This is a genomic window from Plantactinospora sp. B6F1 (assembly GCF_040120695.1).
Taxonomy (GTDB): domain Bacteria; phylum Actinomycetota; class Actinomycetes; order Mycobacteriales; family Micromonosporaceae; genus Plantactinospora.
This window is the reverse complement of the sequence record NZ_JBEEAC010000011.1, coordinates 82,892-104,585: the sequence shown is the minus strand read 5'-3', so window position 1 is coordinate 104,585 and position 21,694 is coordinate 82,892. Positions and strand designations below refer to the sequence as shown.

The following is a 21,694-nucleotide window of genomic DNA, read 5'->3' as shown; positions in this document are numbered from 1 at the left end:
GTGACGTGGTTGCGGCTCATTGTAGTCGAGGCGCGACGGGGAGGACGTTGTCAAATCGGGCGACGACGCCCGACCACACCGGGCTAGGGCTTCACGAAGATGGCGGTGTCCGCCACGTCGTCCGTCGTCCAGATGGTGCGCCACCCGCGGATGCTCCGGTGCACAGTGGTCCAGACCCGGCCGTCGGGTCCGGCTCCGTGCGGGCGGGAGGCGGGCGCGTGCGAGTCGCAGGGGAGATACCGATTCACGTTGTCGATGATCAGCAGTCCGCCCGAGGCGAGCTTCGACAACGCGAACCATGCGCAGTGGTCCCGGTACCTGCCGTCCACGAGGACGAAGTCGAGACAGCCGTCGGGGAGTTCGAGCAGCACCCGGGCGTACTCGCTCTGATCGCCGAGTTCCGGCGGCACGTCGAGCGGGGCGAACCGGTAGTCGACGTTGGTCAGCGAGTGCTTCTTGAGTTCGAGTGAGACCTTGTCGTGCCACGCCGCGTCGTGTTCCACGCTGATCAGATGGCTGACCCGGCGGGCGAACCAGACCGTACTCGAACCTGAGCCGAACTCCAGGCCATGGTCGGTCGGGACGAGCATCCTGTCCAGGGTCTCGACGGCCCGGGGCGTGAGCCAGGGAATGCCCGGGTGGGTCCGCCGGTAGAACTCGCTGCGGGCGCGACCGACCACGTAGCGCGGTGTCCAGTGCCGGATCGTGCGCACCGCCCCTCCTAGCTGTCCTGGCTGACTTCTCCGACGCCCCGGCGGACGTGACCGACCGTCGGGACGTATGGCTCAACGAGCGGACGGCGGGTTGGTCTCGCCCGACGGGCAGCGGTGTGCCGCACCGGCCGGGTCAGCCGGCGGTCTCGAAGTAGCGGCGGACCTCGGCCGCCACGGTCTCCAGGTGCTCGTCGGGAAGTTCGGGGTAGATCGGCAGCGAGAGGCACTCCCGGGCCCACGCCTCGGTCGCCGGCAGGTCGCCGGGTCGGTGACCGAGCGAGGCGTACGCGGGCTGCAGGTGCAACGGGATCGGGTAGTGCACCCCGGCGCCGATGCCCGCGTCCCGAAGGTGCGCCAGCAACCCGTCACGGTGCCGGGTGCGGAGTACGAAGAGGTGGTAGACGCTGCGCCGGTTCGCCGGCTCCGCCGGCAGGACCAGGTCACCCACCCCGGACAGCCGGGACCGGTACCCGGCCGCGAGGTCGCGCCGCCGCTGGTTGTCCTCCCGCAGCGTGCGCAGCTTCGCCCCGAGTACGGCTGCCTGGAGCGTGTCCAGACGTGCCGCGTAGCCGACGGTGAGGTGCTCGTACTTGCTGACGCGGCCGTGGTCGGAGAGGCGTCGGATCGTGTCGGCGAGGGTCGGATCCGAGGTGGTGACCGCTCCGGCGTCGCCGAACGCCCCCAGGTTCTTGCCGGGATAGAAGGAGAAGCAGCCGATCCGGCCGTACGCCCCGGCGCGGACCACCGATCCGTCGTCGTGTACGAACTCGGCCCCGTGAGCCTGGGCGGCGTCCTCGATCAACGGCACCCCGGCGTCCCGGGCGAGCGCACCGATCGCATCGAGGTCGACGGGGAGCCCGTACAGGTGGACGGGGACGACGGCCCGCACCCGGTCGATGACCGCCTTGAGCCCGTCGGGATCCATGCTGCCGGTCGCGGGGTCGACGTCCACGAAGCGTGGCCGGGCGCCGAGCCAGGTCACCGGCTCCGCCGTGGCGACGAAGGTGTGCGCCGGCACCGCCACCTCGTCACCGGGTCCGACGCCGAGCGCGGCGAGGCTCAGATGGATCGCCGCGGTGCCGGAGGAGACGCCGACGGCGTGCCGGGTGCCGCAGAACTCGGCGAACGCCGCCTCGAACTCACCGACCTCCCGTCCGAGGATGAACCGGGTCTCTGCCAGCACGGTCCGGACGGCCGGCTCGATCGCGTGCCGGTGCCGGTCGTACGAGGCGGCCAGGTCGACCAGGGGAATTCGAGACATGCGGGCTCCTGTTCGGTACGGATGGCGGGCCGCTACCCGCGCCGGCCGGCGAGAGTGCCGGGGCGGATGGCGCGGCGGTGACCGGGCTCAGGGGATGGCGGGGGTCAGGTCGGGTTGCGGGTACCCAAACCGGGGCGGGGCGATCGGCGGTACCTCGATCGGCGGCACGGAGACGGTGGCGCCACCGGCCCGGAGCGAGGCGTCGGCCGCCTCCAGCACCGCCACGACCCGGGCCCCGTTCCAGCCGTCGGTGCGGGGCCGGGTGCCGGTGCGGACACAGTCGAGGAAGTGGGCGAGTTCCCGGGCGAGCGGCTCGGTTGTGGAGAGCTCCGGCACGTGGGTCGCCTCGTCACGGAGCCGGTACCGCCGTACCCCGTGCCGGTCCGGCTCCAGCGGCTCCGCGCCCTTGTCGAAGACGGTGAGCCGGGCCCCGGGCAGCAGGTCGTCGTAGACCAGCATCCGGCGGGTACCGACCACGGTCGTGCGGCGGGTCTTGGCCGGGTCCAGCCAGCTCACATGCATGTGTGCGACGACGTCTCCGGGATAGCCGACGGTGACGAAGACGACGTCCTCGACGCCGTCGTGCAGGTACCGGCCGCCCTGGGCGGCGACCCAGCGCGGTTCGGTACCCAGCAGGTAGTTGGCGATGGAGACGTCGTGCGGGCCGATCGACCAGAAGCTGTGCAGGTCGCTCTGGATGCGTCCCAGGTTGAGCCGCTGCGAGTGCAGGTGCAGGGGCTCGCCGATCTCGCCGGACCGGATGTACTCGCGCATCCGCTCCACCGCCGGGACGTACTCGAAGGTGTGTCCGACCATCAGGACGAGCCCGTTCCGGTCGGCGGTCTCGGCCAGCGTGACCGCGTCGGCGACCGACATCGCCAGCGGCTTCTCGACGAAGACGTGTTTGCCCGCGTCGAGGACCCGCCGGGTCAGTGCGGCGTGGCTGGGTGCCGGGGTGGCGATGAGGATGCCGGCCACCTCGTCGTCGTCCAGTGCCTCGTCCAGATCGTCGGTGGTCCGGACCCGCGGATAGAGTTCCGCGGCGGCGAGCCGCCGCTCCGGGACCGGGTCGACGAGATAGCGCCAGCGGGGACCTGCCAGCTTGTCGAGATTGCGGGCGATATTAGTGCCCCAGTAACCAAATCCGACCAATCCAATGCTTTTAGCCACAATCAGGTACTCCCGGAATCGGGGGTCAAGGCTGTCGTGCGCGTCGTCGTCGGCGCTGGACCCTGAAGTGTCAGCACCCCGATATGCGGTAATTCACCTGAATTTTTGTCCGGTGCTCTGCGACTCGCCAGCGATTTGTCTGTTTCCCGACCGTCTCACGGTGAGGGGAACGTCGAGGTCCATTGACCGGGGGTGGTCGGCACCTCCGGCGCGCCGATCCGGGTGCCCTGGTCCGGCTGGGCGGAGAGCCGGGCGAGGTGTTCGATCACCTTGTCCGGGTCGGCGTGCGGGTCGAGCGCGGTCACCTCGGCCGGGTGCAGCGCCGGTACCGGGACGTGGGAGATCAGCGGGTGCAGCGGCCGCACGTCGACCTCGCCCGAGCCGAACAGGTCCTCGTGCAGCTTCTCGCCGGGGCGCAGACCGGTGTAGATGATCTGGGGCGGCTTCGGCGTCTGGGCGGCGAGCTGCCGGGCGACGTCGTCGATGCGGACCGGCCTGCCCATGTCGAGTACGAGGGCCTCACCGTCGCGGCCGATCGCCGTGGCCTGGAGCACCAGGTGCACCGCCTCCTGCACGGTCATGAGATAGCGGGTCACGTCCGGATGGGTGACGGTGATCGGCAGTCCCGCCTCGATCTGCGCCCGGAACGCGGTGACCACGGATCCACGGCTGCCCAGAACATTGCCGAAGCGGACGCTGAGGAATGTCCCGGCGGAGTTCTGCGCGGCGTACGCGGTCAGCCGTTCGGTGATCCGCTTGGAGTAACCGAGAACGCTTATCGGGTTGGCGGCCTTGTCGGTCGAGATGTTGACGAACCTGGCCACTCCCCGACACGCCTCCAGGACTGCGAGCGTGCCCCACACGTTGGTCTGGACGGCCTCTCCGGGGTGCTGTTGCAGCAGGGGCAGGTGCTTCAGCGCGGCCGCGTGGAACACGATGTCCGGGCGGCGCTCGGTCATGATGCGGGTGATTCGGGCGGCGTCGCGCAGGTCGGCGAGGATCAACTCGGAGCTGTCCAGCAGGGCGCGGCCGGAGATCGACATCTGCAGACTGTGCAGTGCGGACTCGTCCCGGTCGAGCATGATCAGCTCGGCGGGATCGGCCTGGGCGATCTGTCGGCACAGCTCCGAGCCGATAGAGCCGCCGGCGCCGGTCACGAGGATGCGCCGGCCGGTGAGACCGGTGTCGGCGCTCTGTAGGTTCGCGACCACGTGCCTGCGGCCGAGCAGGTCGTTGATGTCCACGTCCCGTACGTCGGTCACGCTGATCTGCCGGTCGACCAGCTCACGTACCGGCGGAAGGACCTTGAAGGCGGCGCCGGCGGCCAGGGTGGCGGCCCGGACCTCCCGGATCAGCTCGGCGTCCGCGTTGGCGACCGAGAAGATGACGGTGCTGGCGCCGGACTCCCTGAGGGCGACGGCGATCTCGCGGCGCCCGCCACGCACCCGGACGCCGTCCAGGCGCAGGTGCTGCTTGTCAGGGTCGTCGTCGAGCAGCCCGACCGGCAGGTACCGGCTGCGCGGGTCGCTGACCATGGCGCGTAGCAGCGCCTGACCGGCCGAACCGAGCCCGAACAGCAGGACCGGGGTGGCCGAGGGAATGGTGGGGCGCAGCGACCGGTCGCGGTGGTAGCGGTAGGCCATCCGGAGGGACAACATGCCGAGCAGGGCCACGGTGCCGCCGACCGGCGGCACGCTGGCGGGGATCGGCCGCTCCGTCAGGAGCAGCAGGCCGGTCAGGAGCAGCGCGGCGGTGCCCATGGCGGTGTACGCCAGCACCCGGACCTCCGGCAGGCTACCCAGCGGATACCGTCCCCAGTAGCGGCGGCAGAGCCATGACGCCACGACATGCAGGATGCCGGCGATCAGTCCGACGGCGCAGACCCGGACGAGAGCGCCCGCGGTGAGGGCCAGTTCGTAACGCGCCCACGCGGCCACGGTGAATCCGGCGATCCACGCGGCCGTGTCACTGGCGATCAGCGCGACCGTCCGACGCCATGCCTGCCGTCGCACCGGGGGTGTGAGAACGGGGCGCGGAGTCTCTGCGGTGAGCGACATGTACTGGCTCCCTCATGCGGGTCTGGGCCGACGCGACCGGCCGATGCGGCACCTTCTGGCGGCTCCTACATATTTAGTGCTTGATTGACCCGAACACCCGATGTTTCATGTTTTTCCGAGAGCAAACTATTCACACCAGTTCTGGCGGTATTAGGAATACGATTTCTGATTCACCTTCTGGCCTCCTCCGGGTGCTCCCGGAGACCCTCGCCGGTGGTCGGGGAACCGGACCCGCCCGGCCGCCGGCGATCCTGGATCAGGCGGCCGGTTGCTCCCGACCTGACCCGCCGCACGTACCCGTACGCCGCCAGGCCGGCGAGGATGCCGAGGGTCACCGCCGCAGCTCCCAGGTGGGTACGAGCGGCGGACAGCGCGTCGAAGCCCGGAAACTGTCCAGCCAGGAGAAGAGCCGTGAGGACGGCGAGGAGTAGGGACAGCCGGGTGGCCGCACGGTAGTCGCCGTCGCCGATGCGGTTGAGGTTCATCGCGGACACGATCGTCAGGAAGGGCAGCGAGAGGGCGAGGAGTCGCAGCCAGGTGGCTGCCTCCGGGCTGGGCAGGGCGAGTACTTCCGTGGTGATCCACGGGGCCGCGATCATCACCGTGACGGCGGCGACGATGGACGCGGCCACGACCATCACCTCGCCGTCCCGGCTCGTCCCGCTGGTCGGTCCCAGGTTGTGGCGGCGGCGGGTCCGGATCGCCATCGGCACCCGCAGGCCGTCGTGGAACACCGCGGAGAGCGCCTGGATGCCGCCGACGATGGCGCCGAACTCGCCGACCACCTGTGGCGGGGCCGCCAGCGACAGCACGGTGCTCGGGCCGCGCCAGGTGAAGACGTTCGTGATGCCGACGACGAACAGTTGCCGGTTCATCAGAAACGCCCGTGCGGCCAGCCGGGCGGAGAGCGTGTGCCACATCGCTGGTCGCCGGAGGGAGCCCCGACACAGCAGTGTCTCGACGATGACGAACTGCGCGACCGACATCACGGCGAGTGCGATCGTGAGCGGCGTACCGGTGAGGACGAGCGCGAGCGCGACGATCTTCCCCCCACAGACCGCCACAGCCCCCAGGACGAACCGCAACTGCCGGACCAGATCGGCGGACTGCAGCTCGAAGAGACTGTTGCCGATCAACGCCACGCCTGCCGCGGCCAGGGAGACCGGACTGTAGCCGCGGCCGGTGTAGGCGATCGTGACCAGCGCGGTGGCGGCGATGAGGCTCGGCACGGCGATGAGCAGACGTTGGCTGCGGACCGCCTGCCGCTCCGACTCGTCACCCGTGGCGTAGAGGAGCGACGAACCTCCCGCCGTCGCGATCGCGACCCAGGCGAGGATCGCGGTCATCAGGGTGTACGCGGCGATCTCCGCGGTCTCACCCTGGCGCGCGCTGACCGCCAGCATCACCGCGTTCAGCCCTCCGTTGATGATGCTGGAGGACGAGGCGATGATGGTGTTGCGGCGCACGCCCGCGGGCTTCCTCCGATCCGTCCCCGGCGGGGCGCCGCCGGGTGCGGAGCTTTCGGATCGGGTGGAGTGCGCGGGCACCGGGGGCTGCGGGGTCTGAGGCATCCCGGCGAGTTGGTCAGGATTTCTCAAGGGTCGGCATCGGCTGCCGGAGCGGCGCGAGGTCGCGCAGTCGCTCCGCCATGGAGTCGGCGATGTTGACCGGGGCCAGCCGGGGGGCCCGGTGCGGCCCCATCGCGAACTCTGCCAGCATCGCCTCGGCGAGACTCGCCGGGTCGCCGGGGCGGCACCGTCGGCCCGTCGCGTCGGTGCACAGATCGTCGGCGGCGCCGACCACGTCGGAGACGATGATCCTGGTGCCGAAGCCGAGCGCCTCGTTCACCACCCAGCCCCACTGTTCGTAGGTCGACGGCAGCACGAAGACATCGGCTGCGGCGTACACCGAACCGACCTTGTGCTGCGGCATCGATCCGAGGAAGTGGCAGTCGTCGTGCCGCTGCGCGTAGCGGCGGATCTCCGGTTCCAACGGGCCCTGCCCGGTGATCACCAGGGCGGTGGCACCGGTCGGCGTCCGGGTGCGAACCGTGTCGTACGCCGTCAACAGGTCGTCCAGACCCTTGACCGGATCGAGCCGCCCGACGAAGGCGAAGACGAACCGTCCCTGCAACCCCAGCCGTTCCCGCAGGGCCGGTGCGTCCGCCGCGCCGTCGGGCAGCCGAGGCAGGGAGTACGGGATCAGATGGTGTCGGTGCAGGCCGAACGACTTCCAGTAGGCGGCGTTAGCCGAGCCGATCGTCCACACCTCCGGCTGCCCGAGCAACGTACGCAGGTACCAGCGCTTGGCGAGCCGCCGGGCGGGCGACCGGGGCAGTTCGAGATGCACGTTCGCGGCGGCGCGCAGCACCAGGGGGAGTCGGCGGAGTCGGGCCAGGAGGATCGCCATGATCCTCGCGGTACCGCGATAGCCGAACACGCACACCACCCGCAGCCCGGGCGCCAACAGCATCCGGCTCAGGGCGAGCCAGGCGCGCGGGTTGTCGAGGACCTCGCATTGGTGTTCGATGGCGACGTCGCCCCAGCCCCGCGTCTTGTCCGGACCGAAGAGATAGAAGACTCGAACGTCCTCGGACAATGTGCGGTGCAGTCGGTTGAGGGTCGGGGTGTGGTGCGGCGTCGGGCATTCCAGGATATAGATGATCATCTCGTCTTTGGCCTTTCCTGGCTTGTGCACGACCGTCGACCGGCGGTGCCAGGAGCGTGTCGTGTCGTCCCGTCGGCACCGGAGTTAACTTCCGGATAGGCCAAAGGTCACGGGAATCCGTGAATTGCGTGCGGGAAACGTTTTTTGCCGAAGTTTTCTCAACGTTTTTCCGGGCCGGGCCGCGGTACCGCTCGGCGGACAACTTTGTCGACGCGGCCGGTGGCTGTCCATTTTGTGTTTATTGTGGCGGTCGTGCAGGGCTCATTCCAGATCATGGTATTCGCGGCGGCCGTGGCGGTGGCCGCCCTCGGTGCCGTCGTGGGCTGTCGGCGCTCCCGCCTGGCGGGCCACGTGGACCCGTTTCACCCCCTCCTCTTCCCCTCGATCTATGTGGCCGTGGCATGCCTTGCCCCACCGCTGTGGCTCTCGCTCTCGGATATCGACCTCGGCTACCTCGAGTCGTCGCTCATCGCCCCGGAATCGCCGCAACTCATGGCGCTGGCGGTGCTCGGCTTCACGCTCGGCGCCGCGATCCCGTTCGCCCGCCGGGTCGCGCTCGCCGACGACGCGATCGACCCCCGGCTCCTGGAGCGGGCGGGAATGGTCATCATCCTCGTGCCGCTGGGGTTCGCCGCCCACAACTACCTCAACAAGGCCGTGCTCACCCGCGGCATCGGGCAGGACACCGTCACCCTCATGGACAGCATCTCGGTGGTGAACGTGATCCTCGGGCTGACGGCGGTGATCCTGATCCTCGTGGCCCGCTTCCAGCAGGGCAAGAGCGTGCTGTCGGTCTCCGAGGGCAGCCTGGTGGCTGCCCTCGTGGCGTTGAGCGGGCTGAACGGCCAGCGACATTCGGCGCTCGCCATCCTGATAGCAGTTCTCGTCTTCATGACCAGGAGGCGGGGTGCCAGCATCCGGGCCGTCCTTGGACTCTCCGCGATCCTGATCTTCGCGTACGTCGTCGTGCTCTACCGGGTGACCGTCATCCTGGGCCCTCGCCCGGTGCCGGTCACCTCGGCGTTCGTGCAGGACCTCGGCTCGGTGACCTTCACGACGGGGATCACCGCGACCCTGATGAGTGGTGGTCCGTACCTCGACGGCGCCACCATCTTCGCTGGCCTGATCCGACAGTTGCCCGGCCCGGTGGCCAACTCGATCTTCGGGCCGCCCGTCGACACCGGTGCCTTCCAGTTCCGGCTCCGCTCCGGCCTCACCAGCGACAGCACCGGCTACGGGTTCAGCCTGCCGGCCGAGGGAGTCATCAACTTCGGCACGGTGGGCGCGTTCATCGTGCCGTTCGTGGCGGGTGTACTGATCGCATGGATCTATGCCAGGTTCTCGCCGCTCGGCGGTCGGTCGATCAACGTGCTGTACGCCGTGGTTGCCAGCACCCTGCCCTACGGCTTCCGGTCGGACACCCTCGGCGCCGTCAAAGGGGTGCTCTATCCGGGTGTCCTTCTCGGCTGCGCGTTCGCCGGGGCGGCGGCCGCGCAACGCGCCCGTCGTCGACGTCCGCCGGCGGTCCGGACGGCGCCGGGCCGGTACCGGAGCGAAACCGGGTTCGCCGATCGGCCGGGCACCTCCGGAGCGGAGGTCGTTACGTGTGCCGTCTCCCGGCGTTAAAACCGTGGCGGCCGGGAAACGCGAACGGACTGGTCCGGCTCGCCACCCGTGCTCGGGGACCAGTTCGGTGAGGTGGGAGGCCCAGGGTGGAGCGGGGTACGCGAACGCCCGGCGCCTTCGCGGGTGCGCTGATCCTCGCGTTGCTGCTCGGTGGCCTGTTCCCTGCCCTTCTCGCCAGCGGCGCCGGCGGAACACCCGCCGCGCTCGCGGTCTGCGTCCTCGTGCTGGTCGGCGCGCGGCTCGGCTGGCTGATCGGGATCGGCGAACGGCGGCTCATGGAGTTCAGCTTCTGGACGTTCACCTATGTCTTCCTCGGGCTCGCGGCCCTCGTCCAGTTCCAGACCGCCACGTTCTCCACCTCCACCCCCTGGTTCGACACCGCCTACAACGACGACGCCATGTGGGCGGTGCTGATCGGGTCGTCGGCCGCGATGCTCGGCATTCGGTTGGCGGCCAGGGGACCCACCGCCGACGCACCGGCGCGCACCCCCCTGGTCGACGAGCGGCGCATCCACCATCTGGCCGCGCTCGGCCTGCTCCTGAACCTGTACTACCTGATCCGGGTCGGCCCGGGCACCGTCCTACTGACCCGGGAGGAGCTGTGGGCCGCCCAGGTGGCCAGGTGGCCGGGTAACGGGCTGACCGCTTTCGTGGTGGCCGTCTTCACCCTGCCGCTGCTCGTCGTCTTCATCGGACTGCTCGGAGTCAACCGCCAGCGCACCGATCGGGGAGAACCCCCGCGATACGCACTATTGGCCGTCGTCGGCTGCGTCCTGCTGTTCTCCGTCAATCCGATCAGCAGCCCGCGCTACTACAGCGGCACGGTGATTCTCAGCATGGCGGCGGCACTGGGCGCGTACGCCACGCCGTGGCGCGTCCGAGCCTCCGCCTCCGCCTTCCTGGCCGGCCTCACGCTGCTGTTTCCGCTCGCCGACGCGTTCCGGCGGCAGGGTGGCGTGGAGACTCGCTTCGCCCCGTTGCAGGCGTTGACCTCGGGAGACTTCGACGCGGTCATCCAGATCAGCAATTCGGTCGACATCATCGCCAGGAACGGGATCGAATGGGGATGGCAGTTGCTCGGCGTCCCCCTGTTCTGGGTGCCCCGGGACAGGTGGTCGGAGAAGCCGGCGGCCACCGGCAGTTACATCGCCGAGCAGATGGGATACCCCTTCACCAACATCTCCTCCCCGCTGATCGCGGAGTTTCTGATCAACGGTGGCTGGCCGCTACTGATCGTCGGGATGTTCGGCTTCGGCTGGTGGGTACGCCGCCGCGACGACCGCATGGTCCAGATCGGCCTGCTCGGCGGAAAGCCGTCCGGGATGGACTGGATTCTGCCGTTCTATCTGATCATCCTCCTGCGTGGATCGCTGCTCTCCGCCGCTCTCCAGTTCTCCGTCCTCTGGGCGGCGTCCTGGTTCATCCGGGGTCGGCGGTCCGCCGGGTCCGAGGGTGCCGCCGTGCCGGGCCGCACCGGTGCGCACGGCGGGTCCATCCTGACCCATCAGACCAGCGGGTAGGCGAGGCCCCGGGAGCGCCGGTGGCGCCGGGGGGAGGAGTCAACCCGGCGCCGCCGTTGTCGCGCGGATCGTCGTTCAGCCGACGGCGACCGGGCCGGGAACGCCAGCCCGATGTGCCCGCTCGGTCGCGGCCCGTACCTCGGCGTAGTAGGTGGCGCGGCGCCGGCCTGTCACCTCGCCGGAGTAGTCGCGGGCCCGGGCGAGGTTCCGCGCCGAGGCATCCGCCAGCCGCTCGGGATCCGCGAGTAGGCGTCGGATCAGCGCGGCCAGCCCGGGCACGTCGCCCGGGGTCACGAGGTAGTCGGCGGGCAGCAGCTCGGGGATTCCGCCAACGGTCGAGCCGATCGCGGGGAGTCCGCGCGCCATCGCCTCGATCAGTGCTCTGGGTAGGCCCTCGGTGCGGGACGGGAGGACGAACAGGTCCGCGGCGTCGAGCTGGTCACGTACCGCCTCGCCGGCCGAGAGCGTTCCGGTGAACACCACCCGGTCCGCCACGCCGAGCCGGGCGGCGAGCTGCTGGAGACGGGGGAGGCACCGGCCGTCGCCGACGTGTACCAGCCGCACCGGAGGATCCGTCGTGGTGAGCCGGGCGAGCGCCTCGACGAGGGTGTCGATCCCCTTGTACATCTGCTCGAGACTGCCGACCGAGATGAGCGTGGCCGCCCCACGGGTCCGTTCGACGGTCCGGGGGCGGTCGACGTAGGCCGAGGCCGGGAAGTGTCCCTCCGGTATCGACGCGGCTGTCGCGGACATCCGGGTCGGATACCGCGCCTGCAGGTAGGCGTCGGTCACGTACGCCGCACCGATCGCCGCCGCGCACTGGTGGCGCAACTGCGCGGTGTACCTCCGGCGGAAGAGGGGGCGCAGCGGATGACGCAGCACCCCGGGGGCGAACACGTCGTACGGGTCGGCGATGACCTCGAGGGCGTACGGCAGGCCGTGCCGGTCACGTTCCGCCGCCAGCAGGGAGCCGATGGGTGACGGTACCCGCAGGAGTACCGCGTCCGCCGGAGCTGCCGCCGCCCGTACCGCCCGCCGGATCCGGGTCAGCCGGCGCAGGTACTGGCGTGGACCGAGGTAGTACGGCACGGGCCAGAGTTCGACGGCCGGTCCGTCGACCCGCTCCGCCCCGTCGGGTGCGGTTGCCACGTCCATGGCCCGGGCGACGATCCGCAGACTGTCGAACGCCGACAGGTAGCGGGTCCAGAGCTGGTACGTCAGGCCACCCTGGGTCCACACGGCCCCGTCCGGCGTGCGTAGGAAGCGGGTCTCGTCCGTCACGACAACTCGCATGGTCCATCCTGTCCGTCGATCCGGTCACCGTCGGGAACGTGGTAGCGGTAGTGCCGCCGTCTCCGATCCGGCGCACAACGCCTCGTCCGATCCGGCCCAGAGTGCGGTCATCGAGTCGGCGAGGCCGTGCCGCGGCGCCCAGTCGAGCGCCTTTCCGGCCCGGGAGATGTCGCCGCACATCCAGGCCACTCCCGAGGAGCGGGCGGCGGTCGGGGAGAGCTCGTCGGAGCGGAACTCGCCGGTGAACCCGGCGGCCCGGGCGAGCATCTCCACCGCGTCCCGGGTCCGTACCGCCAGACCGCTGGCCACGTTGTAGACCCGTTCGGCCGGGTCGACCGCCCGCAGGACGGCCTCGACGGCCTGCGCGACGTCGCGCACGTCGACGAAGTCCCGGTGCGTGTCGAGCAGGCCGAGCGCGATGTGGTCACGCCCGTTGTCGACGGCGTCGCGGAGCAGCCGGGCGGTCCTGCCGAGCACGTTGGTCACGGGCAGCCCGGGGCCGACCGGATTGAACACCCGCAGCACCACCCCGTCGACCCGACCCGCGGCCGCGGCGATCTCGACGAGCCGGGTCGCGGCGAACTGGCTCACGCCGTAGTCGCTGATCGGGTTGGCCGGGTCGGTTTCCCGGACGGCTTCTCCGGGCCGGACCGGGCCGTACTCGGCCGCCGAGCCGAGCCGGACCAGTCGGGCGTCCGGGGCACCGGCGGCGACCGCCTCGATGAGCTTCCCGGTGACCCCGGCGTTCGCGGCGACCATCTCGTGGCCGGCGCCGGAGACCCGGCCGGCGCAGTTGACCACCGCGCGTGGCCGGGTTCTCCGCAGCACCGCCGTCAGCGCCGGGACGTCGACGTCGACCAGATCGCACTCGGCTCGACTCGGGCAGACCAGTTCGGCGTCCGCCGCGAGCAGCGCGGCAACGTGCCGGCCGATGAAGCCGGACGCGCCGAAGAGCAGGACCCGGCTCACCGTCCGGTCCTCGCGGCGCTCGTCGTCCGGTCCTGGCGAGGACACCAGCGCCGGCGCCATCCGGTGCGACGGCGGCCGCCGCACCTGGCGGGCGGGCAGGCGGTGGCCAGCATGTGCGGCTCCTGAACGGATGCGGGGGTCGACAGCGGAGATACCGTACCCACATCTATCCGATCGGACCCCGTTATGTCCGGCGTTTAAAATTTTTCCATGATTTACCGCCTATGCGTGACTCGACGTAGCTCGGCTCGTTGACCGGGATGTCCTTCCGTCGTCCGAGCCGTCCGGGCGAGTAACGAGCAACAGGAGAACCAGTGACTGCACCCATGTCCGGACGCCGGATACTGATCACCGGCGGCACCGGCTCCTTCGGTCAGGCAATGGTCCGCCGGTTGCTCGAGGGCGATGTGAGCGAGGTCCGGGTACTCAGCCGCGACGAGGCCAAACAGGACGCCATGCGGCGGCTCCTCTGCGACGGTCGGGTCCGTTACCACGTCGGTGACGTGCGCGACCTGGACACCCTGGCCCGGGCCACCCGGGACGTGGACCACGTCTTCCACGCGGCTGCGCTCAAGCAGGTCCCATCCTGCGAGTTCTTCCCACTGGAGGCGGTCCGTACCAACGTGCTCGGCAGCGCCAACGTGATCGAGGCCGCCGAGCGCAACGGGGTGGGCTCGGTCGTCATGCTCGGCACGGACAAGGCCGTCTACCCGGTCAACGCGATGGGCATGACCAAGGCCCTGATGGAGAAGGTCGCCCAGGCACACGCCCGGAGCAGCCCGCGCAGCCGCACCACCGTCTCCAGCGTCCGGTACGGCAACGTGATGTTCTCCCGGGGCTCGGTCATCCCGCTCTTCATCGAACAGATCCGGGCCGGCCGGGCGCCCACGGTCACCAACCCGCTGATGACCCGGTTCCTGATGTCGCTGCCGGAGTCGGTGGAGCTGGTCGAGCACGCCTTCCTGCACGCCCGGCCGGGCGACGTGTTCATCCGCAAGGCCGCCGCCTGCACCGTCGGGGACCTCGCCATCGCGCTCTGCCAGCTCTTCGACGTCCCGGCCAAGCTCGACCTGATCGGGGTACGGCACGGCGAGAAGCTGGACGAGACGCTGGCCAGCCGCGAAGAGCTGAGCCGTGCCGAGGACTTCGGGGACTTTCTCCGGGTTCCGGTCGACGACCGTGACCTCAACTATGCGCGCTACGTCTCCGAGGGAGACCCGACCGCGCCCAGCGGCGTCGACTTCAACTCCGCCAACGCGACGCAGCTTTCCGTACCGCAGATCATGGAGCTGCTGCGCACCCTGCCGGAGGTGCGTGCGGAGCTCGCCGCGTGCGATCCCGCCCTCGCGTCATGAGGCTGGGCCTGACCGGGGCCGGCGGCTTCCTCGGCTGGCACGTGCGGGTGCTGGCCCAAGCCCTGGGCTGGCCGGACCCGGTGACGCTGAGCCGTGCCGATCTGGCCGACCCCGCGCTGGTCGCCGAGCGGCTCGCCGACGTCGACCGGGTACTGCACCTGGCCGGGGTGAACCGGGGCGACCCGGCGGACGTGGCCGCCGGCAACGTGGAGTTGGCCGCCGCGCTCCTGCGCGGCCTGCGGCGCTGTCCGTCGCCGCCGAAGACGGTGGTCTTCGCCAACTCGGTGCAGGCCGGTAACGGCACACCGTACGGCGACTCCAAGGCGGCGGCCGCCGCCACGCTGACCGGCGTGGCCGAGGCGGGCACCGCCCTGGTGGACGTACGGCTGCCGAACCTCTACGGCGAGCACGGTCGCCCGTTCTACAACTCGGTGCTGGCCACCTTCTGCCGGCTGCTCGCCGACGGCGGGGCGCCGGAGGTCCGCCAGGATCGCGACCTCGACCTGGTGCATGTGACGGATGCCGCCGCCCGGTTGGTCGACGCGCCGCCCGGCGGTTCCTGGGACGCCGCCATGCCGGCGCTGCGGATCGGGGTCCGGGAACTGGCCGACCTGCTCGCCGGCTACGCCGCCGGTTACCGGACCGGTGACATCCCGCCGCTACGCGACCGTCATGAGGTGCGGCTCTTCAACACCTACCGGTCACACTGCTTCCCGGCGCACTGTCCGATACCGCTGACCCGGCACGCCGACGCGCGCGGTGAGCTGGTCGAGGTGGTCCGGGCGTACGGCGGGGCGGGTCAGACGTTCTGCTCGACGAGCCGGCCGGGGGTGACCCGGGGCGAGCATTTCCACCTCGCCAAGGTGGAGCGCTTCGCGGTGCTGCGCGGCACGGCCGAGATCAACCTGCGGCGGGTGGGCCACGACGAGGTGCTCCGCTTTCCGGTCCGCGGCGACACCCCGGTCGTCGTCGACATGCCGACGATGTGGGTGCACAACATCGTCAACACCGGGTCCGACGAGCTGCTGACGCTCTTCTGGACCAACGAACCCTTCGACCCGTCCCGGCCGGACACCTATCCGGAACCCGTGGCGGCGCCGCGCGCACCGGCGGTGGTGGGTCGATGAGGATCGGGATCGTCTCGCAGTGGTACTCGCCAGAGCCGATCTTCATCGCCGACAACCTCGCCGCGGAACTGGTCGCGCGTGGCCACACCGTACGGGTGCTGACGGCCTTTCCCAACTATCCGCAGGGCCGGATCTATCCCGGTTTCCGGCAGCGCTGGGGGTACCGGAGCACGACCGGAGGGCTGACCCTGCACCGGGTGCCGATCTATCCGAGCCATGACAGCTCGGCGGCGCGTCGGGCGATGAACCTGCTCTCCTTCGCGGCGACGAGTTCGATCGCCGCGCTGCGCCACCTCGCCGACGTCGACGCGATCTACGCCTACAGCCCGCCGCCGACGACGTTCGCCGGGCCGGCGCTGCTGGGCAGGATCCGGCGGATTCCGACCGTCCTGCATGTCCAGGACATGTGGCCGGAGTCGGTGACCGCCTCGGCGCTGGCCCCCGGTGGCCGGGTCGGCCGCGCGATCGACAGTGGCCTCGCGGCGACGATGCGGCGCATCTACCGCGCCTCGGCCGGCATCGCCGTCATCGCGCCGTCCATGGCGGAGCTGGTGGTGGAGCGGGGCGCCGACCCGGGCCGGGTGCGGGTGGTTCTCAACTGGACCGACGAGCGGCTCTTCCGGCCGGAGACGCCGACGGACGCCGCCCGGGAGGCGCTCGGGCACCGCGGGCGGCGCACGATCATGTACGCCGGCAACCTGGGCCCGTTCCAGCGGGTCGGCACGGCGATCCGGGCCGCCGCGGCCGTCGCCGACCGGGTCGACCTGGTCTTCGTCGGCTCCGGCACCGAGGAGCCGCAGGCCCGCCGGCTCGCCGACGAGCTGGGTGCCGGAAACGTGCGTTTTCTCGGCCGGCAGCCACCGGATCGGATGGCCGAGCTGTACGCCGCGGCCGACTATCAGCTCATCACCCTGCGGGACCTGCCGGGGCTGCGTGGAACGGTCCCGTCGAAGTTGCAGGCCGCACTCGCCTGCGGGGTGCCGGTGATCGTCTCGGCCAACGGCGACGCCGCGCGGCTGGTCACCGCCGCCGGGGTGGGGCTGGCCTGCCCCGCCGAGGACTGGGCGGCGCTGGCCGACCGGTTCGCGATGGCGGCCGCCACCGGAGACGACGAGGTGGCGGCGATCGGGCGGCGGGCTCGCCAGGTCTACCTGGAGCGGATGTCGTTGCGGGTCGGGGTCGACCAGATCGAGGACATGTTGCTGAAGGCTGCCGCGACGGGAGGCTGTGGATGACCCGGGTGATGACGGTGGTCGGCACGCGTCCGGAGATCATCCGGCTGTCCCGGGTGATCGACCGGTTGGACCGGACCCTCGACCACGTGCTGGTGCACACCGGACAGAACTGGGATCCCGCGCTCTCCGAGGTCTTCTTCCGGGAGCTGCGGCTGCGTGAGCCGGATCGGTTCCTGCGGGTGGAAACGTCATCCCTGGGCCGGGTCCTCGGTGGGGTGCTGGTCGGTGTGGAGGCGGCGATCGCGCGGTCGCGGCCGGACGCACTGCTGGTGCTGGGCGACACGAACAGTTGCATCGCCGCCCTGATGGCGCGGCGGATGCGGGTGCCCGTCTACCACATGGAGGCCGGCAACCGGTGTTTCGACCTCAACGTGCCGGAGGAGACGAACCGCCGGCTGGTCGACCACGTCGCCGACTTCAACCTGGTCTACACCGAGCACGCCCGGCGCAACCTGCTCGCCGAAGGGCTGCATCCGCGCCGGATCCTGCACACCGGTTCACCGATGGGCGAGGTGCTGGAGCACTACCGACCGGATATCGAGCGCTCGACGATCCTGCACCAGCTGGAACTCGAGCCCGGCAACTACTTCGTGGTCAGCGCGCACCGGGAGGAGAACGTCGACGATCCGGACCGGCTCCGGCGGGTGCTGGACTGTCTCCGTGCGGTCCGGGACGCCTGGCGGCTGCCGGTGCTGGTCTCCACCCATCCGCGTACCCGTAAGCGGCTCGAGGCACTGGCGGAGGACGGCACCACGCTGGACGGGATCGCGTTCCACGAGCCTTTCGGGCTCTTCGACTACGTGCGGTTGCAGACCCGGGCCCGATGCACGCTCTCGGACAGCGGCACCGTCAGCGAGGAGGCGGCGATCCTCGGCTTCCCGGCGGTCACCCTGCGGGAGTCCATCGAGCGTCCTGAGGCGCTGGACTCCGGCGGGATCATCATGACCGGCCTCGACCCGGCGGGGGTCGTCGAGGCGGTCGCCGTCGCGGTCGACCAGGTCGCGGCCTCCGGTACCCCCTGCCCGGCCGACTACCAGGTCCGCGACACATCCCGCCGGGTTGTCGACTTCATCCTCTCCACCGTCCGGCGCCATCACGCCTGGGCCGGCATCCGGAACTGACGCGGCCCGGAGTGGCAGACCAATTCCTGTTCGTGGAGGAGAGTGCCCCTTTGACTGATAACGTCTTCTCCATCACCTAATACCCGATATGAGGTGGAGCTTTCCCGTGGTACGTTTTCGCGCCATCCCCCGAGCGACGACGACGTCCGGCAGGTCCGCGGACGCCCATGCCGGCTACGACCGGTTCAAGCGGGCCTTCGACCTGGTCGGTGCCGTCCTGGCGTTGATACTTGCGCTGCCGATCATGGCGGCGGTGGCCCTGGTCATCCTGCTGACCCTCGGCCGGCCGGTGCTGTTCCGGCATACCCGGCCGGGGCGCGACGGCGAGCTGTTCGACCTGATCAAGTTCCGGACCATGCACCATGTCGACCCGGCCCGGGGCCTGATCAGCGACGCCGACCGGCTCACCCGGGTCGGCCGCTGGCTGCGGGCCAGCAGCCTGGACGAGCTTCCGGGCTTCTGGAACGTCCTGCGCGGCGACCTGAGCCTGGTCGGGCCGCGCCCGCACCTCGTGCAGTACCTGGAGCGGTACACCCCGGAGCAGGCGCGACGACACGAGGTGCGCCCCGGGATCACCGGCCTGGCCCAGGTACGCGGGCGCAACCTGCTGAGCTGGGAGGAGAAGTTCCACTACGACGTCTGGTACGTCGATCACCGCTCCCTCGCGCTGGACCTGCGGATCCTCGCCGAAACGGTACGGGTGGTCCTGCGCCGGGAGGGCATCGCCGCCCCCGGCAGTGTCACCTGGCACGAGTTCCTCGGCACCACCACGGCGGTGCCGGTCAACGCCGGTGGGGCGCCGGCCGGCCCGGCTGCTGACCCGATCAGGTCGGGCCGAGGCTGCTGACCCGATCAGGTCGGGCCGAGGCTGCGGACCGGTCTGGTCGGGCCGAGGCTGCGGACCGGTCTGGTCGGGCCGAGGCTGCGGACCGGTCTGGTCGGGGCGGCGGAGGCGTGACGCCGCAGGTCACCGACCTGGAGTACCGAGTCCCTTGTCCAGCCCGGCCCGGCGCAGCGCGTCGGCCAGCGCACCACCGCCGAACCCGCCGCCCGGCCCGCCGCCGGACCGGTTCCCGCCGCCGGACCGGCCACCACCGCCACCCGAACCACCGGGCCCCTGGCGCTGCTGGCCGGCGCGGTCGCCACCCCGATCCCGGCCCGGGCGGGGCTCCGCCTCGTCCTCCAGCCGCAGGGTGAGCGAGATCCGCTTTCGGGGTACGTCCACGTCCAGCACCTTCACCCGGACCACGTCGCCGGACTTGACCACGTCGCGCGGGTCCTTGACGAAGGTCCGGGACATCGCCGAGACGTGCACCAGCCCGTCCTGGTGCACCCCGACGTCCACGAACGCGCCGAACGCGGCGACGTTGGTGACCACACCCTCCAGCAGCATGCCGGGCTTCAGGTCGCTGATCTTCTCCACCCCGTCGGCAAAGGTCGCGGTCCGGAACGCCGGCCGTGGGTCCCGGCCCGGCTTCTCCAGCTCCTTCAGGATGTCGGTCACGGTCGGCAGCCCGAAGGTGTCGTCGACGTACTCGTTCGGCCGGAGCTTGCGCAGCACGGCGGTCCTGCCGATCAGCGCGGAGAGGTCCCCGCCGGTGCTGGCCAGGATCCGCCGGACCACCGGGTACGCCTCCGGGTGCACGCTGGAGGCGTCCAGCGGGTCGTCGCCGCCGGGGATGCGCAGGAAGCCGGCGCACTGCTCGAACGCCTTCGGGCCGAGCCGGGGCACCTTCCTGAGCGCCTGCCGGGTCCGGAACGGACCGTTCGCGTCGCGGTGCAGCACGATGTTCTCGGCCAGCCCGGCGCCGATCCCGGAGACCCGGGTCAACAGCGGCGCGGAGGCGGTGTTGACGTCCACTCCGACGCCGTTCACACAGTCCTCCACCACCGCGTCCAGCGAGCGGGAGAGCTTCACCTCGGAGAGATCGTGCTGGTACTGCCCGACGCCGATCGACCGTGGGTCGATCTTGACCAGTTCGGCCAGCGGGTCCTGGAGCCGGCGGGCGATCGAGACCGCGCCGCGTAGCGAGACGTCGAGGCCGGGCAACTCCTGGGCGGCGTACTCCGAAGCGGAGTAGACCGAGGCGCCGGCCTCGGAGACCACGACCTTGGTGAGGTTCAGGTCGGCGTACCGCTTGATCAGGTCGGCGGCCAGCCTGTCGGTCTCCCGGGAGGCGGTGCCGTTGCCGATCGCCACCAGCTCCACCCGGTGCGCCCGGGCCAGTCGGGCCAGCGTCTCGATCGAGGCGTCCCACTGCCGGCGCGGCTCGTGCGGATAGATCGTGTCGGTCGCCACCACCTTGCCGGTCGCGTCGACCACCGCCACCTTCACCCCGGTACGCAGCCCCGGGTCCAGCCCCATCGTCGGGCGGGTACCGGCCGGCGCGGCGAGCAGCAGGTCGCGCAGGTTGGTGGCGAAGACCCGGACCGCCTCGTCCTCGGCCGCCTGCCAGAGCCGCATCCGCAGGTCGGCGCCGAGGTGGATCAGGATCCGGGTACGCCACGCCCAGCGCACCGTGTCGGCGAGCCAGCGGTCCGCCGGCCGCCCCCGGTCGACGACGCCGAACCGGGCGGCGATCTCCTGCTCGTAGCGGCTCGGCCCGACCGGGGCGTCGTCCGGCGCGGGCGCCTCCTCCGGGTCCATGGTCAGGTCGAGCACGCCCTCCTTCTCGCCCCGGAACACCGCCAGGATCCGGTGCGAGGGCAGCCTGGTGTACGGCTCGGCGAAGTCGAAGTAGTCGGCGAACTTGGCACCGGCCTCCTGCTGGCCGTCGCGTACCCGGGAGACCAGCCGGCCCCGCGACCACATCTTCTCCCGCAGCGAGCCGATCAGGTCGGCGTCCTCGGCGAACCGCTCCACCAGGATGGCCCGGGCACCGTCCAGCGCCCCGGTCGGGTCGGCCACCCCGGCGTCCGGGTTGACGAAACCGGTTGCCACCGTCCGCGGGTCCTGGCTCGGATCGGCCAGCAGCGTGTCGGCCAGCGGCTCCAGCCCGGCCTCCCGGGCAATCTGTGCCTTGGTCCGCCGCTTCGGCTTGTACGGCAGGTAGATGTCCTCCAGCCGGGCCTTCGAGTCGGCCGCCATGATCTGCGCTTCCAGCGCCTCGTCCAGCTTGCCCTGACCGCGGATCGACTCCAGCACCGCCGACCGGCGCTCCTCCAGCTCCCGCAGGTAGCGCAGCCGCTCCTCCAGGGTGCGCAGCTGGGTGTCGTCGAGCGACTCGGTGGCCTCCTTGCGGTAACGCGCGATGAACGGCACGGTCGACCCGCCGTCGAGCAGGTCCACCGCGGCCCGTACCTGCCGCTCGTGTACGCCGAGTTCCTCGGCGATCCGCTGGTGCACGGAGCGCGGCTGCGCAGAGGTTGTCACGTCCTGTTCCGCCTTCTCACTCGGTTCCGCCCGTACCCGGCACCGACAGCGGCGCAGGGTTCTGGGTGCCGGAAAGCATTGTGCCGCACCCGGCGGCGGTCGCCGTCGCAGGCGGCGGCGATGCGCGGGCCGCGGCGGTGTACGGGCGGCACAACTTTACGCGCCGTCGGCTATGGACAACTGAGAGTGATTCGGGTTAGGTCGGCT

The 21,694-nt window shown here is 70.8% G+C and carries 16 protein-coding genes; 7 read left to right on the top strand and 9 right to left on the bottom strand.

Annotated features, from left to right (window positions below; translation table 11 throughout):
* Positions 1 to 83: 83 nt before the first annotated feature.
* The 6 genes from ABNF97_RS16635 to ABNF97_RS16610 form a co-directional block, all read right to left on the bottom strand.
* Positions 84 to 713, bottom strand: a complete 630-nt coding sequence (locus ABNF97_RS16635) for an O-methyltransferase (RefSeq protein WP_130463759.1) — start codon at positions 711 to 713, stop codon at positions 84 to 86.
* 133 nt (positions 714 to 846) lie between these two features.
* Positions 847 to 1,974 (bottom strand): DegT/DnrJ/EryC1/StrS family aminotransferase, encoded by a 1,128-nt coding sequence (locus ABNF97_RS16630; RefSeq protein ID WP_349339054.1) that lies wholly within the window; start codon positions 1,972 to 1,974, stop codon positions 847 to 849.
* A gap of 87 nt (positions 1,975 to 2,061) precedes the next feature.
* Positions 2,062 to 3,126, bottom strand: a complete 1,065-nt coding sequence (locus ABNF97_RS16625; protein ID WP_165436808.1) for a Gfo/Idh/MocA family oxidoreductase — start codon at positions 3,124 to 3,126, stop codon at positions 2,062 to 2,064.
* A 173-nt stretch (positions 3,127 to 3,299) separates the two neighbouring features.
* Positions 3,300 to 5,201, bottom strand: a complete 1,902-nt coding sequence (locus ABNF97_RS16620; protein ID WP_130463756.1) for a polysaccharide biosynthesis protein — start codon at positions 5,199 to 5,201, stop codon at positions 3,300 to 3,302.
* Between the two features lie 170 nt (positions 5,202 to 5,371).
* Complete coding sequence (locus tag ABNF97_RS16615; RefSeq protein ID WP_349339053.1) at positions 5,372 to 6,667, bottom strand: hypothetical protein; 1,296 nt, start codon at positions 6,665 to 6,667, stop codon at positions 5,372 to 5,374.
* 118 nt (positions 6,668 to 6,785) lie between these two features.
* Positions 6,786 to 7,868 (bottom strand): glycosyltransferase, encoded by a 1,083-nt coding sequence (locus tag ABNF97_RS16610; protein WP_130463754.1) that lies wholly within the window; start codon positions 7,866 to 7,868, stop codon positions 6,786 to 6,788.
* Between the two features lie 219 nt (positions 7,869 to 8,087).
* Here ABNF97_RS16610 and ABNF97_RS16605 point away from each other — a divergent pair, with 219 nt between their 5' ends.
* Together ABNF97_RS16605 and ABNF97_RS16600 are read left to right on the top strand one after the other, a co-directional pair.
* Complete coding sequence (locus ABNF97_RS16605; RefSeq protein WP_130463753.1) at positions 8,088 to 9,494, top strand: O-antigen polysaccharide polymerase Wzy; 1,407 nt, start codon at positions 8,088 to 8,090, stop codon at positions 9,492 to 9,494.
* Positions 9,495 to 9,580: 86 nt separating this feature from the next.
* Positions 9,581 to 11,014, top strand: a complete 1,434-nt coding sequence (locus tag ABNF97_RS16600) for an oligosaccharide repeat unit polymerase (protein WP_130463752.1) — start codon at positions 9,581 to 9,583, stop codon at positions 11,012 to 11,014.
* A 75-nt stretch (positions 11,015 to 11,089) separates the two neighbouring features.
* Here the strand turns inward: ABNF97_RS16600 and ABNF97_RS16595 are convergent, their stop codons facing one another.
* The gene (locus ABNF97_RS16595) at positions 11,090 to 12,307 is read right to left on the bottom strand and encodes a glycosyltransferase (protein WP_130463751.1); all 1,218 of its coding nucleotides are present in this window, start codon (positions 12,305 to 12,307) and stop codon (positions 11,090 to 11,092) included.
* Between the two features lie 24 nt (positions 12,308 to 12,331).
* On the bottom strand, positions 12,332 to 13,321 hold the full coding sequence (locus tag ABNF97_RS16590; protein WP_349339052.1) for an NAD-dependent epimerase/dehydratase family protein: 990 nt from the start codon (positions 13,319 to 13,321) through the stop codon (positions 12,332 to 12,334).
* A gap of 269 nt (positions 13,322 to 13,590) precedes the next feature.
* Here ABNF97_RS16590 and ABNF97_RS16585 point away from each other — a divergent pair, with 269 nt between their 5' ends.
* From ABNF97_RS16585 to ABNF97_RS16565, 5 genes are all read left to right on the top strand, one after another.
* Positions 13,591 to 14,631, top strand: a complete 1,041-nt coding sequence (locus ABNF97_RS16585) for a polysaccharide biosynthesis protein (RefSeq protein ID WP_349339051.1) — start codon at positions 13,591 to 13,593, stop codon at positions 14,629 to 14,631.
* A complete protein-coding gene (locus ABNF97_RS16580; protein ID WP_130463750.1) occupies positions 14,628 to 15,758 on the top strand; it encodes a polysaccharide biosynthesis C-terminal domain-containing protein in 1,131 nt (376 codons plus the stop codon). The genes ABNF97_RS16585 and ABNF97_RS16580 overlap by 4 nt, the downstream gene beginning before the upstream one ends.
* Positions 15,755 to 16,993, top strand: coding sequence for a glycosyltransferase family 4 protein (locus ABNF97_RS16575; protein ID WP_349339050.1), 1,239 nt, complete (start codon positions 15,755 to 15,757; stop codon positions 16,991 to 16,993). The genes ABNF97_RS16580 and ABNF97_RS16575 overlap by 4 nt, the downstream gene beginning before the upstream one ends.
* On the top strand, positions 16,990 to 18,114 hold the full coding sequence (gene wecB, locus ABNF97_RS16570) for a non-hydrolyzing UDP-N-acetylglucosamine 2-epimerase (RefSeq protein ID WP_130463748.1): 1,125 nt from the start codon (positions 16,990 to 16,992) through the stop codon (positions 18,112 to 18,114). The genes ABNF97_RS16575 and wecB overlap by 4 nt, the downstream gene beginning before the upstream one ends.
* Positions 18,115 to 18,220: 106 nt before the next feature.
* On the top strand, positions 18,221 to 18,961 hold the full coding sequence (locus ABNF97_RS16565; protein WP_349339049.1) for a sugar transferase: 741 nt from the start codon (positions 18,221 to 18,223) through the stop codon (positions 18,959 to 18,961).
* 120 nt (positions 18,962 to 19,081) lie between these two features.
* On the opposite strand, the gene ABNF97_RS16560 is transcribed toward ABNF97_RS16565, so the two are convergent.
* Complete coding sequence (locus ABNF97_RS16560; RefSeq protein ID WP_349339048.1) at positions 19,082 to 21,487, bottom strand: Tex family protein; 2,406 nt, start codon at positions 21,485 to 21,487, stop codon at positions 19,082 to 19,084.
* Positions 21,488 to 21,694 lie beyond the last annotated feature (207 nt).

What these genes read in the sequence shown, in the direction of transcription:
- ABNF97_RS16575 (WP_349339050.1), top strand. Translation starts at nt 15,755, where the DNA reads ATGAGGATCGGGATCGTCTCGCAGTGGTACTCGCCAGAGCCGATCTTC.
- ABNF97_RS16620 (WP_130463756.1), bottom strand. Translation starts at nt 5,201, where the DNA reads ATGTCGCTCACCGCAGAGACTCCGCGCCCCGTTCTCACACCCCCGGTG.
- ABNF97_RS16580 (WP_130463750.1), top strand. Translation starts at nt 14,628, where the DNA reads ATGAGGCTGGGCCTGACCGGGGCCGGCGGCTTCCTCGGCTGGCACGTG.
- wecB (WP_130463748.1), top strand. Translation starts at nt 16,990, where the DNA reads ATGACCCGGGTGATGACGGTGGTCGGCACGCGTCCGGAGATCATCCGG.
- ABNF97_RS16610 (WP_130463754.1), bottom strand. Translation starts at nt 7,868, where the DNA reads ATGATCATCTATATCCTGGAATGCCCGACGCCGCACCACACCCCGACC.
- ABNF97_RS16630 (WP_349339054.1), bottom strand. Translation starts at nt 1,974, where the DNA reads ATGTCTCGAATTCCCCTGGTCGACCTGGCCGCCTCGTACGACCGGCAC.
- ABNF97_RS16595 (WP_130463751.1), bottom strand. Translation starts at nt 12,307, where the DNA reads ATGCGAGTTGTCGTGACGGACGAGACCCGCTTCCTACGCACGCCGGAC.